This window comes from Granulicella mallensis (genome assembly GCF_014203225.1).
Classification (GTDB): Bacteria; Acidobacteriota; Terriglobia; order Terriglobales; family Acidobacteriaceae; genus Granulicella; species Granulicella mallensis_A.
Genome location: NZ_JACHIO010000027.1, coordinates 13,775 through 29,892, shown reverse-complemented (window position 1 = coordinate 29,892; position 16,118 = coordinate 13,775). Strand labels below are relative to the sequence as shown.

12 protein-coding genes are annotated in these 16,118 nt (G+C 59.2%); all 12 read left to right on the top strand.

Annotated features, from left to right (window positions below; genetic code table 11):
* The first annotated feature begins 259 nt into the window (after window positions 1-259).
* The 12 genes from HDF15_RS22830 to HDF15_RS22775 all read left to right on the top strand — a co-directional run bounded on the left by HDF15_RS22830 (window position 260) and on the right by HDF15_RS22775 (window position 16,078).
* Window positions 260-625 carry a cupredoxin domain-containing protein gene (locus HDF15_RS22830; RefSeq protein ID WP_184259882.1) on the top strand — a complete coding sequence of 122 codons (366 nt, stop codon included), beginning with the start codon at window positions 260-262 and terminating at the stop codon, window positions 623-625.
* Window positions 626-627: 2 nt separating this feature from the next.
* On the top strand, window positions 628-1,113 hold the full coding sequence (locus HDF15_RS22825) for a c-type cytochrome (protein ID WP_184259880.1): 486 nt from the start codon (window positions 628-630) through the stop codon (window positions 1,111-1,113).
* A gap of 85 nt (window positions 1,114-1,198) precedes the next feature.
* Complete coding sequence (locus HDF15_RS22820; RefSeq protein WP_184259877.1) at window positions 1,199-4,261, top strand: SLBB domain-containing protein; 3,063 nt, start codon at window positions 1,199-1,201, stop codon at window positions 4,259-4,261.
* A 21-nt stretch (window positions 4,262-4,282) separates the two neighbouring features.
* The gene (locus HDF15_RS22815; protein WP_184259875.1) at window positions 4,283-5,977 is read left to right on the top strand and encodes a capsule assembly Wzi family protein; all 1,695 of its coding nucleotides are present in this window, start codon (window positions 4,283-4,285) and stop codon (window positions 5,975-5,977) included.
* On the top strand, window positions 5,977-7,266 hold the full coding sequence (locus tag HDF15_RS22810) for a Wzz/FepE/Etk N-terminal domain-containing protein (protein WP_184259872.1): 1,290 nt from the start codon (window positions 5,977-5,979) through the stop codon (window positions 7,264-7,266). The genes HDF15_RS22815 and HDF15_RS22810 overlap by 1 nt, the downstream gene beginning before the upstream one ends.
* Window positions 7,267-8,592 carry an oligosaccharide flippase family protein gene (locus tag HDF15_RS22805; RefSeq protein ID WP_184259869.1) on the top strand — a complete coding sequence of 442 codons (1,326 nt, stop codon included), beginning with the start codon at window positions 7,267-7,269 and terminating at the stop codon, window positions 8,590-8,592.
* Window positions 8,589-9,767 (top strand): glycosyltransferase family 1 protein, encoded by a 1,179-nt coding sequence (locus HDF15_RS22800; RefSeq protein WP_184259866.1) that lies wholly within the window; start codon window positions 8,589-8,591, stop codon window positions 9,765-9,767. The genes HDF15_RS22805 and HDF15_RS22800 overlap by 4 nt, the downstream gene beginning before the upstream one ends.
* Window positions 9,764-10,603, top strand: coding sequence for a WecB/TagA/CpsF family glycosyltransferase (locus tag HDF15_RS22795; RefSeq protein WP_184259863.1), 840 nt, complete (start codon window positions 9,764-9,766; stop codon window positions 10,601-10,603). Before HDF15_RS22800 ends, HDF15_RS22795 begins: the two co-directional genes overlap by 4 nt.
* Window positions 10,604-10,725: 122 nt before the next feature.
* Window positions 10,726-11,877, top strand: coding sequence for a glycosyltransferase family 9 protein (locus HDF15_RS22790; protein ID WP_184259860.1), 1,152 nt, complete (start codon window positions 10,726-10,728; stop codon window positions 11,875-11,877).
* Between the two features lie 111 nt (window positions 11,878-11,988).
* Window positions 11,989-12,996: an aldolase gene (locus tag HDF15_RS22785; RefSeq protein WP_184259857.1), complete on the top strand. Its 1,008-nt coding sequence runs from the start codon at window positions 11,989-11,991 to the stop codon at window positions 12,994-12,996.
* A complete protein-coding gene (locus HDF15_RS22780) occupies window positions 12,996-14,318 on the top strand; it encodes an MFS transporter (protein WP_184259853.1) in 1,323 nt (440 codons plus the stop codon). The genes HDF15_RS22785 and HDF15_RS22780 overlap by 1 nt, the downstream gene beginning before the upstream one ends.
* Entirely contained in the window at window positions 14,315-16,078 is a 1,764-nt protein-coding gene (locus tag HDF15_RS22775; RefSeq protein WP_184259850.1) for a glycerophosphodiester phosphodiesterase family protein, read from the top strand. Before HDF15_RS22780 ends, HDF15_RS22775 begins: the two co-directional genes overlap by 4 nt.
* Window positions 16,079-16,118: the final 40 nt, after the last annotated feature.

Sequence of the window (16,118 nt, the reverse complement as noted above, 5' to 3'; positions counted from 1 at the left end):
TGGGACAAGCTTTCCTATCCCTTGGCATTTATTCCTGTGGTGAGGAGAGCCTATCCCAGGGGCCGAAGCCCCATTTGTTGGCTGTTTTGAATGTCCGGGCTAAAGCCCGGACCTATCTCAGAAGCAAAGACAACGGTGCGCTTACAAACCAATGACATTTAGATGACAGTGCCCTGACACTCCCCTCTGTGCGGATTGTTAGCTTGAGGTTGCAAGCCCAGTTTGTACCTGAGCGACCCAACACAGGAGAGAGCAACTCATGAAATTCAAGGCCTTAACGTCATCGTTTGTCCTTGCCGTACTCGCCACCGTCCTCTTCTTTGCGCATCGTTCCAATGCGCAGGAAGCTCCCCGCCGCATCGAGATCGTCGCCAAGCGCTTTGACTTTACCCCCGGGGACATCACCCTCAAGAAGGGTGTTCCGGTTGTCATCGCCTTCACCAGCCAGGATGTATCGCACGGCGTCAAGTTCAAGGAACTCAACCTCGTGGTCGCTTCCAAGAAGGGTGAGACCAAAGAGATCAACTTCACCCCGACGCAGACAGGCACGTTTGTCGGGCAGTGCTCTGTGTTCTGCGGATCGGGCCACGGCGGCATGAAGATGACGCTGCACGTGACGGAGTAATCATGCGGCGACTTCTCTCTATCGCTTTGTCGGGCACAGCGCTTCTGGGCGCTGTGTCCCTGGTTGGCGGCTGCAAGGTTGGTACGCCGTCGAAGCTGGAAAAGAGCATCGTTGTGGCCACCAAGCATCACGTGACGGTGGGCAATAAGTCCGAGAAGAACCCCATTCCTTACACGGCCGACAATCTTGCGACTGGCAAGGAAGCCTTCGGACACTATTGCGTCGCCTGCCACGGGATGGATGGTCAGAACACCGGTGTTCCATTCGCGGACAGAATGTCGCCTCCGCTTCCTCCACTGACTGCGCCTGAGGTCCAGAGCTACACCGACGGACAGTTGAAGTGGGTCATCGACAACGGTCTCTCTCCCTCTGGCATGCCTGCTTCCAAGGGCACGCTCAGCGATGACGAGATCTGGTCCATCGTCCTCTTTCTTCGCCATCTGCCGCCCGCCGGAAGTGCCGGCGAGCCTGAGATGTATTCGCACTAACTAACAAAGGCGGGGATGGCTGCTGTAGCAGCCATCCCCGCGGGTCCTGATTCTCGATCGCATCCTGATCTCAAAAGTTGATCCTATGACGAAGCAAACGACAGTTCGATGGGTACGCCGCAGCCGCAATCTGATGCTGTGCCTAACCGTGTTTGCCGCAATGTGCGGCTTGCTGCAGGCTCAACAGCAGCCCTCCACGCCGACTGGCGCGCCACCCACGGATGGTACGGCGGGATCGTCCTCGTCCTCCTCGACGGGTACGGGATTCGGTCTGGGATTGGGTCTGGGATCTTCCGCTTCTTCCTCGGACGCCACGGACTCCGACTCTACCGATACCCAGAACACGATGGGAGCTTCGAGTACGGACCTCAGTACAGGCCTGGGTTCCAGCAGCAGCCTCACTTCGCACGACTCTCTGACGGCTGCCGAGATCGACGACATTCTTCAGCAGCGGCCGGAGCTGGTTCCGGAGCTGAAGCAGCTGATCGCCGATCAGCTTCAGCAGCAGGGAACCGCGGTTCAGGCCGATTCAATCACGGACGATATGCTGTACCGGCAGATTGCCACCAGCCCCAGCCTGCGCGCGAGCATTACGCAGTGGATGCTTTCGCGCGGCTATATCTCGGAGGACGATCTGCATCGTTCGCTGGCGGGCGCGGATGTCGATCAGCGCTCCACGCCCGGCCTTGACTCGCTTGCCACGTTGCCGGGAGCAGGTCTTGGGAGCGGCGCCTTCCCGACGAGTCCGACGACGGATAGTACTTCTTCTTCCACTTCCATCAGCAGTACAAGCTCCGGTTCAACGATGGCGCAGAGGACCGGCCCACTCGACAGGCGTCGCAATATTACCGATGCGCCTGCGGTTCTGCGTGTTCCTGCACCCTACAATCTTCTCGCCATGCGCGATCTTTACACGCAGATCCCGCAGGATGATACGAAGCTCAGGCGCTTCGGCTCCGATGTCTTTCTCAACCGCGCTAACTCGACTGCCATGCGTGCGAGCGGCGGCCAGACCACGGTGCCGCTCGATCTTCCAGTAGGCCCTGACTATGTGCTCGGTCCGGGCGATGGGCTCACGATCAATCTCTGGGGCGGTCTCTCGCAGAGCCTTACGCGCGTTGTCGATCGCGAAGGCAAGATCATCCTGCCGGAAGCCGGAGCACTTGTCGTCGCCGGCATGACGCTGGAGCATGCGCAGGCCTCGATTCAGAGCGCGCTGAAGAGCCAGTTCCGCGATGCGCGCATCGATGTGACGGTTGCGCGTCTGCGCACGCTGAGGGTCTATGTTGTCGGCGATGTACAGCGGCCTGGCGCTTATGACCTGAGTTCGCTCTCGACGCCTCTGAATGCTTTGTATGCAGCCGGTGGGCCGACCTCTGTTGGTTCTCTGCGCACGGTGCGCCACTATCGTGGTGGGAAGCTGGTCAACGATGTCGACCTCTATGACTTCTTGCTGCATGGTGTGCGGATCGATGGTGAGCGGCTGGAGTCGGGCGATACCCTGCTGATTCCTCCTGCAGGAGCCGAGGTCGCTATCTACGGCATGGTGAAGCGGCCCGCGATCTACGAGATGAAGATCGCCGCCGATGGAGCGAAACCTGACTCCACGCTGGCGGAGATGCTGGATGACGCAGGCGGCGCGACCGTGGCGGCAGCTCTGGACCACATTACGGTCGAACGTATCAAGCCGAACCAGGAGCGCGAGACGATTACACTCGACCCGGCTGCTGCGGGTGCTTCAAATACGCCTGAGGCTTCTCGTCAAGGCATCAAAGAATTCCACGTCAAGGATGGAGATCGCATTCATGTTGGCGCGATTCTTCCGTACAGCGAACACGCGATCTATGTAGAGGGGCATGTCGTTCGTCCTGGGAAGTATCCCTATCGCGACGGCATGAAGCTGGGCGATGTGATTCACAGCTATCAGGACCTGCTGCCGGAGCCTGCGGCGAAGGGCGATATCATTCGCCTGGTTCCGCCGGACCTGCATGCGGAGACGATCGAGTTCGATGTGGCTGACGCCATGATCGGCAACTCCACGCTGACGCTGCAGCCCTTCGATACGATTCGGATCTTCGGACGATATGAGGTTGATTCTCCGCAGGTGGTCATTCGCGGCGAGGTCCTGCGCCCCGGTCAATATGCGCTCTCCGAGGGCATGACGGCGGCCCAGTTGGTGAAGATGGCCGGTGGATTCAAGCGTGATGCTCTGCTTGAGTCGGCTGACCTTACGAGTTACACCGTTCAGGGCGGCAAGAAGGTCGTCAGCGATCGTACGGCTATCGGCATCGGGGCAGCGGTGCAGGGCAATGACCGCACTGCGGATGTTCCCTTGAAGGCCGGCGACATTCTGACTGTTCATCAGATCTCCGGATGGAGTGACATCGGCTCTTCCATCAAGCTCAACGGAGAGGTCACCTACCCCGGAAGCTATGGTCTGCAGGAGGGCGAACGACTGAGTTCTGTTCTGCGTCGCGCAGGCGGTTTCCGCGGCACGGCTTATCCGGATGGCGCGGTGCTCATACGCACAGGGGTCAAGGAGCTGGAGGAGAAGAGTAGAGATGAGCTCATCCGCCAGATCGAGTCGCAGTCGGTCGCGGCACGTGTTCCTACCAGCCTCAATCCGCAGAACCAGGGTGCGATCCTGCAGGCTGCTCAAGCGCAGCAGACAGAGATCCTGAAGCAGTTGCGCACGCAGCCTGTGGTTGGCCGCATGGTCATCCATGTCAGCGCGGATATCGATAGCTGGGCCAATACTCCGGACGATATCGAGATGCGCCGCGGCGATGTGCTGAGCGTGCCCAAACGGCCCGGCTTCGTGCTGGTCACCGGGCAGGTCTACAACGGCTCGGCGATTACCTTCGTTCCCGGCAAGGAAGCCAGTTGGTATCTCCGTCGGGCTGGTGGCGTGAACGGGGTTGCCAACAAGAGCGAGATCTTCATCATTCGCGCGAATGGAATCGTCGTCGGCAAGCACTCGGGTGAGTGGTACTCCGGCAACGTTCTTTCGACGCACCTCAATCCCGGTGATGTCATCGTCGTTCCGCAGAAGGTGATCGGCAGCTCTATCTTCTGGCAGAACTTACTCACGGTCGCTCAACTTAGTTCCTCCATTGCCATTACGGCGGCGGTTGCAGGGCTTCTCTAACTCATGATGCGCAGGCTTACGATGCTTCTACTCGCTCTCATCCCGTTGCTGCAAGGCCAGGCGCAAACCCGCGTCCAGCCCGCTGCGCCTTCAGGTGGAGAGATGGAGGCGTCGGGCATGGCGTCCACCTATATGCCGATCGAGAGCTGGGTTTACTCGGCTGTCGATCGGCTGGCGGCCGCGGGATATATTCAGACCGCGTTTGTGGGACTGCGTCCCTGGACGCGCATGGACTTTGCACGGCTGATCGTCGAGGCCCAGGAACAGCGCTCCGATGCAGGATTTGAAGAGCAGATCGATCCGCAGATCCTCGGACTGATGAAGGACCTGTCTCTCGAGTTCGCACCCGAGCTTCGGCGGCAGGATGGCGAGCGCAACAGGGAAGCGCGCATCGAGTCCATCGACTTTCGCAGCACGACTATTCACGGCACACCGTTGACGGACGGCTTTCACACTGCGCAGACCATCGTGAACGACTATGGACGCGCTTACGGCAAAGGCGAAAACTCGTACACCGGTCTTACGGCTCGTGCGACCTACGGCCCTTTCGCCGCGTACATTCGGGCTGAGGCGCAACAGAGTGCGCTGGCGCCGCAGGCCCCGGCGACGGCGGATGCAGCGATTGCTGCGGCCGACTTTACTCCTACGGCCGCGCTTGGGCAGCACACCGGCTTTACGGGCGGCAGGGTGATCGAGGCGTACGTCTCCTACACGTTGCACGATAACCAATTTACGTTCGGCAAGCAGAGTCTCTGGTGGGGACCAGGCAACGGCGGCCCGCTGTTGATGAGTAACAATGCGGCACCGCTAACGATGCTGCGCTACGACCGTGTGCGTCCCTTTGAGATTCCAGGTCCTGGACGGCTCCTCGGTCCGATTCGCTTACAGGCATTTGTGGGACGGCTTACGGGCCAGCAATTTATCGATGTCGACGGAGTGTCTGTCGGGCAATCCGGTGTGTCCTTCAGCGACCAGCCCTTCATTCATGGAGAGAAGGCCTCGTTCAAGCCCACGCCGGACTTTGAGTTCAGCGTCTCACGAACCACGATCTTTGCAGGGAAGGGCGCGCCCTTCACGACGCACAGTTTTTTGAACAGCCTCTTCTCCGTCAGCACGGCCAACGGCCAGACCGATCCGGGAGACAGGCGCGTCGCAATCGACGCACAGTACCGCCTTCCCGGATTGCGCAACTGGCTGACGGGTTATATCGATGCCTTTAGCGACGATGAGCCGTTTCCTCTCGTCTACCCGTCGAAGAGCGCTTGGTCGCCCGGACTCTATCTTTCGCATGTGCCGCATCTCTCGCACCTGGACGTTCGGGTTGAGGGCTTTCTCACGCCGCGCCGGATTTATTTTCCGGGCTTCTATTACTTCAACGTTCACTATCTCAGCGGCTATACGAATAACCGCGAGCTGATGGGGAGCTGGATCGGGCGCGAGTCCGATGGATTCCAGCTCTGGAGCACGTGGTGGCTTTCATCGCGTTCGTCGCTCCAGGCCAGCGTTCGCCATGCCACCCAGAGCGCTCAATTTCTCCACGGAGGAAACCTCCTCGATCTCAGTCTCTCCGCCGATATTGCGCTCAAGAGGGACTGGCAACTGCGTGCTACCGCGCAGGAGGAACGTTGGTGGTTTCCTCTTCTTTCCAATACACCCACGCATAACCTGGCGGCAACCATACAACTCTCATACCGGCCTGCGCCGAGGAGCTTCTAGTGTCCAGCACGGATCACATCTCGACCCCTGTGGCGACTAAGCCTACGGCCAATTGGGTTACCAATGCCACGTTCCTGTGGACTCGCCGCCGCACGCTCTTTCGCGTGGGCGTAATCTCGCTCGTTTTGAGCGGAATTATCGCCTTCACTATCCCAAAGCAATATCAGTCCACGGCACGGCTTATGCCTCCCGAGCAGGGCAGCTCGGGTGCGGCGATGCTGGCTGCGCTGGCGGGCCGTTCGCTCGGGGGACTGGGTGGTCTGGGTAGTCTCGCCGGCAGTCTGCTGGGCGCGAAGTCCTCGAGCGCACTCTACATCGACCTGCTGCATAGCCGCGCGATCAACGATCATATTATCGATCGTTTTGACTTGCAGCACGTGTATCACAAGCGCTATCGCATCGATACGGTGAAGTACCTGGTGCGTCACACGAAGGTGGAAGAGGACAAGAAGAGCGGCGTTGTCACTCTTACCTTCACCGACACCAACGCAGAGCGCGCCCGCGCAATTGCAGCCGCGTATATCGAAGAGTTGAACAACCTGCTTACGCATACGAGCGTCTCGTCTGCGCACCAGGAGCGGGAGTTCATCGAGAAGCGGTTGGTTACGGTGCAGGATTCGCTGCTGACGGCAGAGAAGGCGCTGAGCGATTTTTCCAGTGTCAACACCACGCTTGATATCAAAGAGCAGACCCGTGCCATGGTCGATGCAGGCTCCAAGCTGCAGGCAGAGATGATCGTCGGCCAGTCTGAGCTGGCCTCCCTGAAGCAGATCTATGGAGATGACAATGTGCGCGTACGTGCCGCACGAGCGCGTATTGCCGATCTGCAGGGCGAACTGCAGAAGATGAGCGGCAGCAGCGTGGAAGTTCCTGCGCGGGACGCGAAGAGCGACCCGAACAGCTCGAGCATGTACCCTTCGCTGCGGCAGATTCCGCGCCTTGCCGTTCCCTATGCCAATCTCTATCGCGATGTCCGTATTCAGGAGACCGTGTTTGAGCTGCTCTCGCAGCAGTATGAACTGGCGAGGATTGAAGAGGCGAAAGACACGCCGGTCGTCAGCGTGTTCGAACAGCCGCTGCTGGCGGAGAAGAAGTCGTTTCCTCCTCGCGTGCCGATGATGCTTCTGCTGACGATATTTTTTGTCGGGATCGCGGCGACCATTCTTATTCTTCAGAACTCCTGGGAGCAGGTAGCTGCCGACGATCCGCGCAAGGTGCTTGCTCAGCAGATTGCCGCCAGCATCCGCGCTCGCACGCAGGGTTTCATCCCAGAGCGGAGGAACTCGTAGGTGAGGGCTCATCTCTCCAATGCCGCTTATGGTGTGCTGGACTATGCAGCATATCCCGTCGCCATGCTGGCGGCGGCACCGGCATTGCTGCACCATCTCGGTGTGGCGCAGTATGGAGTGTGGGTCGTCTGCACGGCGGCGGTAAGTACAGGAGCCATTATTGCGGCGGGCTTTGGCGACGCCAATATTCAGTATGTCGCCAGCATGAACAGTCTCGGCAACAAGGAAGCGACCCTGCACGCGGTACGCAGCATGCTCGGCATCAACCTTCTGCTGGGCTGTGTCTTCGCCCTGATCTCACTGGCCTTCGTGCCGATGATCTCGCATCATGTGGCAGCGTTGAGCGGAAGCCTGTACCAGGCGTGTCTCTGGTCTCTCCGCATCGCGAGTGTGCTCATGCTCGTGCGTGCTATTGAGAGCGTTTGCGTCAGCACGCAGCGAGCTTTTGAGCGTTATGGCGAGGCCGTGCGCATCAGCATCCTGGTGCGAGTGGTTACGATTGCGGCTGCGGTTGTCATCACACGCTATGGCTATGGCGTGATCAGCATCATGGTCTTCACCTTTGTGCTCATGACGCTGGGAACGCTGGCGCAGCTTGTCCAGCTGAAGCGGCGGCTCGGAGCTTCGTCGTTGTGGCCCGCCTTCGATAAGCAAGCTACGTCAGCTTTATTTGAATTCGGAATCTTTAGCTGGTTGATGGCTGTATCAACCGTGCTCTTCAATCAGGCAGACCGGTTGATCCTCGGGGTTTCTCTGGGCGCAGCCACCGTTACTTCCTATGCGCTCTGCGTGCAACTGGCACAGCCTATCTACGGTATCGCCGCCGCTGGATTGCATTTTCTATTTCCGTATCTGGCTGCGCGTCAGGCTATCTCACAGCCGGGTGCGTTGAGAAAAAATGTTCTGATCGCCTTTGCTGCAAACCTGGCCTTCATCGTTGTCAGTACGGCTGCCGTTCTTTTCTTCGGACGTCCGTTGCTCAACGCCTGGGTAGGTCCGGCGATTGCCCAGAGCGCCTCCGTGGTGCTGGCTCCTATCGTGTGGAGCTTTGCGCTGCTGGGGCTCGGAGTTACCGGCTACTACTCGTTGCTGGCGCTAGGCCATGTGCGCTCCGTTACCTGGCTCAACCTGGTGGGCGGCGCTGCCATGCTGGCCTTGATGGCCTGGCTGCTGCCGCGTACGGGTATTCGTGGCGTTGCGATCGCACGACTGGTCTATGGCCTGATCACCCTGCTGATGTACTTCCCGCTTGTTCGCATTCTGTTCAGAGCTTCGAAGACCTCTCTTCCTGCAACGGGCCTCCACCCAGTCTGTGAGGACCTATGAAAGTTCTGATCGCTGCTGTCATCGCGTCCGAGCACATCTCAGGAGTATCGCGGCATGCCGTGAATATGGTTCGTTGCCAGCTCACGCGCTCTGAGATCTCGGAGATTCATCTTGTAGTCGGTTCGTGGCAGTATGACGCGTTCCGCTCCATGCTGCCGCTTGCCGATAGAAGGCTGAAGATCCATCAGGTCGAGGTTCGCCGCAAGGCATTCAACCTCAACCGCTGGTACTACAACGAACTTCCTGGCCTGGCGAATCAGTTTGCAGTGGACATCGTTCACCTGTCCTGCCCCATGGTATTGAAGCGGTCGGCCTTCGGTTGCAAGGTCGCCGTAACGTTGCACGATCTCTACCCTTACGACTTTCCGGACAACTTCGGATTTCTGAAGATGATGTTCAATCGCATCCTGCTGAAGAAGTGTCTGCATGAGGTGGATGCTGTTGCCTGCGTCTCGGAGAGCACGCTCCGGCGGCTCGATATGCATATGCCGGACGTCGCAAGGCTGAAGGCGGCGACGATCTATAACTGCGTCGACCCCGGTCCCGCCATGGCGAGCCAGAGCCCTATTCCCGGGTGGAACGACGAGCCATTTTTCCTCTGCGTTGCCCAGCATCGCCGCAGCAAGAACATCGTTCTCGGCATGCAGGTATTTCAGCAACTGCTGCAACATGGCGACATAAGACCCAATACCCGCCTGGTCATTATCGGGATTGAAGGACCGGAGACGGCTTTCATCCGGCGTTTTATTTATGACAACGATCTTGGGCGTCACGTTGTTTTATTGCACGGAATCGAAGATGCGGAGATGGAGTGGTGCTATGCGCACTGCGAACTTCTGCTCGCGCTTTCGAGCATTGAGGGCTTCGGGCTTCCGGTCGTAGAGGCGATGCTGCATCACTGCCGGGTCGTCTGCTCCGACATCCCTGCCTTTCGCGAAGTGGGGGGTGCGTATTGCCATTACGCCTCTCTGCAGCCTTATCCGGAAGCTGCTTTTATCGCTGCGGTTCGCAACGCTCTCAAAGATGTGCAATTTCGTGTCGGCTCGGCGGAACGTTTTTCGAGTTCCCGGATCGTTGAAGCCTACCTCCAGCTCTATACCCATCTCCTTCACGGCACGTCCGTGGTCGAGAACCATAACCACCTGGTCCCATCCCTGGAAAGAGGTCGCTCTTGAGTGCCCAGCCACACAGAAGAAAAGCAAATGTATTGGGCATCGGCGTCGATGCGGTTAATATGCAGCAGGCTCTCGCACGGGTGGCAGAGGAGCTGGAAGCGCGGCGCAAGGGGTATGTCTGCCTCACGGGGGTGCATGGGGTGATGGAGGCGCAGCGCAATCCTGAGATGGCAAGGGTGCTGTCGAACTCTGCGCTAACGGTTCCCGACGGCATGCCTACCGTGTGGGTCGGGCACTACCAGGGTTATCTGCAGATGGAGCGCGTTACCGGACCCGATCTGATGCTGGAGATCATTCAGCGCAAGGAGTTCCGCGAGTACACCCACTTTTTCTGCGGAGGAAAAGAAGGCATTGCCGGAGAGCTGCGCGATCAGCTTGTCGCCCGTTTTCCGCATGTAAAGATCGTTGGGACGTATACGCCTCCCTTCGGGCCTCTCTCTGAGGAACAGGAGAAAGAGCTTATCGAGCAGGTAGATCGTTTGAAGCCGGATATGATCTGGGTCGGCATCAGCACTCCCAAGCAGGAGCTCTTTATGGAGCGGTATCTTCCCCTGCTCAACACCACGCTGATGTTTGGAGTCGGCGCGGCCTTTGATTTCCATACGGGCCGAATCGCCGACTGCGCGGAGTGGATCAAGCGCTACGGACTGCAGTGGTTCCACCGGCTGCTCCAGGACCCCAAGCATCTTTGGAGGCGTTATCTGCGCAACAATCCTTCATTCCTGTTTTCGATCACGCTGCAACTGCTGGGCCTGAGATCCTATCCACCGCAGACCAATCCGAGGCCGCATGAGGTCCCGCAGCCTGCCTGGGTCAAGTCTCCGCCGGCACGTTGAGTTGTGTGGCCGGGCCATGAATTCTGTCGGATGGCTGTTTCTGTAGCAGGGTTTTGTTAAGGTGCGGCTAAGTCTGTGCTCTTAATGAAATTCGCTCTACAAGCAGTTTGGGAGAGTCACCTTTGCTGCAATATTCTCAGCGGAAAGTTATCGCTTCACGGGTGCTGGAACGTATCCTCGCGCTCTTCAAGCCCGTATTGCTTCGCACAGCTCCGAAAGACTCGCACGCTATTACGTCGCCTACGGTGGTCCTCGTAGAGCCTTTTCAGATGGGCGATGTTCTATCGCTGGCGGTAATGATCGCTCCTCTGCGGGAGCGCTTTCCAGGCGCGAAGATTTTCGTCTGGTGCCATAGCAGGAACGCCCACCTCTACCAGGACGACCTGCGTATTCACAGAATTGTGCACGGCCCTTTTCCGTGGTCCAGCCGAAGCAGCAAACGCGGAACTCTCTCTCAATGGCTGACGGTGCTGCGCAGTTGCCGCGAGATGCGCGCTTATCGTCCCGACATTGCCATCGATACTCGTGGCGACATTCGCAGCCAGGCGCTGATGCTGCTGGCGGGTTGCACACAGAGGATCGGCTACACCACCTATGTAGGTTCCAATATTCATCTGAGAGGGTTGTTGCTCAGTGAACCTCTGGATGATCCCACGGTTCAGCATCGCTACCTCAGAAATCTGAATGCCCTCAAGCCACTCCTGGGCTTTATGCCTGAGCTGCATTTGCCTGCTCTTTTGAGACACAGGGTACAGCCGCCGGAGAAGGGAGAGTCAACGATCGTGCTTCATCCCGGAGCCGGCTGGGTCTATCGGCGGTGGGATGAGGCGCGATGGGCCGCTCTGATCGGTGAGCTGCAACAACTGCCTGGCGTGCGAACAGTGCTGATTGCAGGGCCGGGAGAGAGGGAGTTATGCCATCAACTTTCTGAACGGCTTGCCCAGCCCATTGAAATCGTGGTGACGAACTTTCAAGGACTACTGGACACGATGGCAACGGCCAGTCTCTTCATCGGATTGGACTCCGGGCCCATGCACGCGGCTGCTCTTATGAATGTGCCGGTGCTGGCATTGTTCGGGCCGGGTGAGTCGAATGTCTGGCGTCCCTTGAGCGAGAAGAGCGAAACCTTTCATCACATTGGAGACTACCCTTGTCATCCCTGCACACAGAGGGCGTGTGTGCGGCCATCCGATTCGTGCATAACGAGGATTGAGGTGGAGGAGGTCTTTCGGGCAGCGGTTCGGGTATTGGCCATTGAAGGGACCAGGGCATAGGGCTCAGGGGCCAGGGTTCAGAACACAAAGCTTTCTGAGCCCTAAACCCTATGCACTATGCCCTGAGTCTTGTAGGAATACTGTTCAGTCGTATCGACTACGGAGCAAAGGATGATGACGATTCAAGAGATCGAAGCCGCGTGCGAGGCGTCGCAGACCCCGGAATTTCCCAGGCATGACATCGAGGCTCCCGAGCTTTCGCTGAAGAAGATGTTTTATCCGTTTGGCTTTCCTGCCGAGGTGAGCACCAACTCCGCCGAGGTGCTGGAGATCATGGAAGACCTCTGGGGGAAGTTCGAGAAACAGCACGACACAGAGCCGATTCTTGCGGACGTTCATGTAGTGGAGGGTAGTTCCACCGAGTGCCCTCCTGCCCCGACATACCGGTTCATGCAGCCGCTGCTCCTGGGGGTTGCGGACGGAGACAACTACTGCATCAGCGACTTCCAGCGAACCAAGTCGCAGATTACGATCTCTCGTGCGGCACTCCAAAGCAGAATGTACGCGGGCTACTTTTTTCTGGGAGCGCCCGTGACCCACGTTGCAGCACGATTCACGACACCGGTACATGCGGGGTGCGTCGCACTGCATGGAAAGGGCGTGCTGCTGTGCGGCGACTCGGGCGCGGGCAAGTCGACGCTCTCCTATGCGTGCGCCCGGGCGGGATGGACGTATATTGCGGATGACGGGAGCTACCTGGTCAACGATCGCGAAGACCGCATGGTGACAGGCGATTGCCATCGGGTGCGCTTCCGTCCGGCAACAGCGGAGCTATTTCCAGAGCTGAAGGGGTTGGAGATTACGCCGCGGGCTGCCGGGAAACCTTCGATCGAGCTTCCTACAGCGCAGATGCCGCATATCTCCTGCGCGCAGACGGCACAGGTGGATTACATCGTGTTCGTGAACAGGCACACGGGAGGTTCCCCGGAGCTCAGACCCTATCGCAAGGACGTAGCCCGGTACGCCATGCAGCAGATGTTTTATGAGCTGCCGGAGATGCGCAAGAAGCACCGTGAGACGATCGAACGTTTGCTCGAAGCCGAGATCTTTGAGCTTCGTTATACCGATCTGGACTGGGGCATCGAGCGTTTGCAACGGCTGGTCCGGGAGGGACGATAGTGGAACTGTTGCTGAGCCAGGCTGGAGCCGGGAAGGGAACGCCTTTCTGGAAGAGCCCCGCCGCGTGGCTGCGGGAGAAGAAACTAAGCCGGGGCTTCTGGATCTTTTTTACGGCCGCGTTCTTTCTTGATTTTGGATTTTCGGTCTACGTCTTTCTCTTCAATCTCTACCTGCTGGACTTCCACTTCAACGAGCGGGCCATGGGATTGATCGGCGGCGCCGTGACGCTGGGTTCGGTGGTGGGGACTCTGCCTGCGGGCGTGCTGGCGCGGAAGATCGGGATTCGTCCGCTGATGATCGTTTGTTTTATCGCCTCCTCGGTGCTTTGCGCTTTGCGTGTGGTGATCGTGTGGGAGAGCGCACAGCTGGTTCTGGGCTTTCTGAGCGGGTTGGCGATGTGCCTGTGGGGCGTGTGCTTTTTGCCGGCAGTGGCACGGCTTACGACAGAGGACAATCGCGCCTCGGCTTTCAGCCTGATCTTTTCGGTGAGCATCGGTACGGCCGCCCTGGGCGGTATTGTGTGCGGCTACCTGCAGCAGTGGCTGAAGATGGCCGGGTTCGTGTTGCAGCCTGTCGAGGTGAAACGGATCATCCTGCTGTCTTCCTGTGCCATCGTCGCGATGGGGCTGGTCGCGGTGCTGCGTCTGGAGATGCCCGCGATTCTGCAGGAGGAGGAACCTCTGGGGCGTCAACGCAAGCGCTGGGTGCCGCACCCCTTCCTGCTGCGGTATCTGCCGGCGATGGCTTTATGGACGGTGGTGCTGGTGGCGTTCACGCCGTTTGCCAATGTGTACCTGTCGAAGAACCTGCATGTTCCGATGTCGCGCATTGGGCTTATCTTTTCCGTGGCCCAGGTTGTGCAGTTTTTTACCGGGTTGCTGACGCCTGTGTTGTTTCGACGTTTGGGGATGGTTCCCGGGATCGTTGTGACCCAGATTGCTACAGCCGTGACGCTGTTATGTTTGGCAGCAACACACAATAGCCAGGCGGCGGTGGGGTTCTATCTCGGCTTTTCCGCGTTGCAATGGATGAGCTCTCCAGGCCTGTACAACCTGCTAATGAGCAAGGTGCCGGACGAAGAACGCAGCACGGCGGCTTCGGGGGCATTGTTCTGCAATGCTGTGGTTGCGTCGGGAACAACTGCAGGCGCGGGAATTCTGTTCGTCCGATTTGGATATCCGCATGTGTTGATGGGGGTTGCGGCACTGGCCTTTGCGGTGGCGATGCTGTTCTGGTTACTGATCGGGCCTATGGATCGCCGCGTGCCGACGCAATCGCAGCCTGAAGCTGGTTCGCTTGAAGGGATCGAGGTAGGGGGATGAAACGCGTCTGTGCTGTGCTTCTTGTGATGATGTGCGCGGCTGCCGTAAGGGCCAATGCCTTGCAGCCGGGGGTGCAGCTTCTGTGCCATCGCACGGCGAACCAGGATGTGCCGGAGAACACGCTGGAGTCGCTGGAACAGGCGGCACTGCTGGGCTGCAACGTGGTGGAGCTCGATGTGCGGCGCACGCTGGATGGAGAGCTGGTATTGAACCATGACGGCATTCTGGAACGGCTGACGGATGGCATCGGCGAAACCGAACAGACCTACTCCGGCGATCTGCAACTGCGCGATCTCGGCGGATGGATGGGTGACCGGTTCACCGGATTGCGAATCGCCAGGTTTGAGGATGCACTGAGCCTGGCGCGCAAGATGGATATTCGTCTGATCGTGGATATGAAGACGAAGGGCATGGGCGCGGATGTCCTGGAGCTGCTGCAGCGCGAAGGCATGCTGGAGCGTGTGCAGTTTAACGGCGAGTGGTCGGATGTAAAGCAGCTCTATCCGGCGGCGACGGATGCAGGCTCAGGAACGACGTGGGTGCAGCCCGGAGTGACGGCGGAGCAGGTAAAGGCGGCTCATCGCGAGGGCGAGGCCGTTGTAGCGAATTTTTCTGCCAACGATCACCAGCTGGATCTGGCGGCTATGAAAGCTGCCGTGGCCGCTGGCGTGGATGGCATCAACGTGGACTACCCACGGCTGGGCGCGGATGCGGTGGGGCGTCCGGTGGAGCGGAAGATCAGTGAGCTGGAGGTTCAGGCGAACTCCGGCGAGAGCCTGTCGCGAGCGAAGGCCATTCTGGCGCTATCGAAGTATCGCGGCTTTCCTCTCCAGGAGAAGTTTGCGCACTGGCTGCTGGACGCCGACGACCCTGTTTCGCGGGCGGCGGCACTGGCGCTGGTGACGGCACGGCCACAGGCGACGGTGCCGGTGTTTGCCGAAGCGCTGCGGTCGGAGCATTCGGATGTCCGGGCGAATGCGGTGTGGGCCCTGGGAATACTCCACGCTCCCGCGAGCGCATTGGTCCCGCTGTTGCAGGACAAAGACCCGCGTGTGCTGCAGGAGACGTTGATGGCTCTGGCACGTGCTCCCGGCGATGTAAGCGCCGCGACGCTGCTGCCGCTGTTGTCGAATGAGACTCCGGCCGTGCGTGGAGCAGCGGCCCTGGCGCTGGCACAACATCAGCCCGAGGTGGCGCTCAAGGCCATTCCGGCGCAGATGCAGGTGGAGATGAAGGCCTCTCTGAAGCTGGGAGAGGACTATGAACGGCGCGGCCACCCGCAGCTGACACCGGCGGAGACCGAGGATATTACGAGCCATTTTCGCAGCCAGATGAAGATGGTGCAGGCGATCTCTCTGCTGAAGGTGCCGGGAGGCCTCCAGGCTCTGGAGGCGCTGGCCTTCCAGCCAGCCGAGGGTTTCACGCAGTTTGACGGCATGGTGGCCGGGTTCAAGCTGTGGGACAGGATCGGTGCGGACGCACAACCGGCCATAGATGCTTTGGGGTCGAGCGATAGCCAGATGGCGGACCGCACGGAGTGGATGTTGGTGCAGGCCGGACAAGCCGTGCTGCCGGATGTGCGGAAGGCCCTTGGCAGCGAGAAGCCGGTGGTCCGTGAGCGGGCGATTCGGATCGTGGCCTGGCAGGGGGATACGGAGTCGCTGGAGACGCTGCGGACGATGCAGAAGACGGATGCGGCGAATGCGGCGCTGGTAGCGTGGGCGATCGAGAAGATCGAGAGCCTTCATCCGAAGGTGTAGGTTGCCTTTGGTCGCTCCTGACGCCCCGCGACAAAGTGGT

What these genes read in the sequence shown, in the direction of transcription:
- HDF15_RS22775 (WP_184259850.1), top strand. Translation starts at nt 14,315, where the DNA reads ATGAAACGCGTCTGTGCTGTGCTTCTTGTGATGATGTGCGCGGCTGCC.
- HDF15_RS22800 (WP_184259866.1), top strand. Translation starts at nt 8,589, where the DNA reads ATGAAAGTTCTGATCGCTGCTGTCATCGCGTCCGAGCACATCTCAGGA.
- HDF15_RS22815 (WP_184259875.1), top strand. Translation starts at nt 4,283, where the DNA reads ATGCTTCTACTCGCTCTCATCCCGTTGCTGCAAGGCCAGGCGCAAACC.
- HDF15_RS22825 (WP_184259880.1), top strand. Translation starts at nt 628, where the DNA reads ATGCGGCGACTTCTCTCTATCGCTTTGTCGGGCACAGCGCTTCTGGGC.
- HDF15_RS22830 (WP_184259882.1), top strand. Translation starts at nt 260, where the DNA reads ATGAAATTCAAGGCCTTAACGTCATCGTTTGTCCTTGCCGTACTCGCC.
- HDF15_RS22785 (WP_184259857.1), top strand. Translation starts at nt 11,989, where the DNA reads ATGATGACGATTCAAGAGATCGAAGCCGCGTGCGAGGCGTCGCAGACC.
- HDF15_RS22820 (WP_184259877.1), top strand. Translation starts at nt 1,199, where the DNA reads ATGACGAAGCAAACGACAGTTCGATGGGTACGCCGCAGCCGCAATCTG.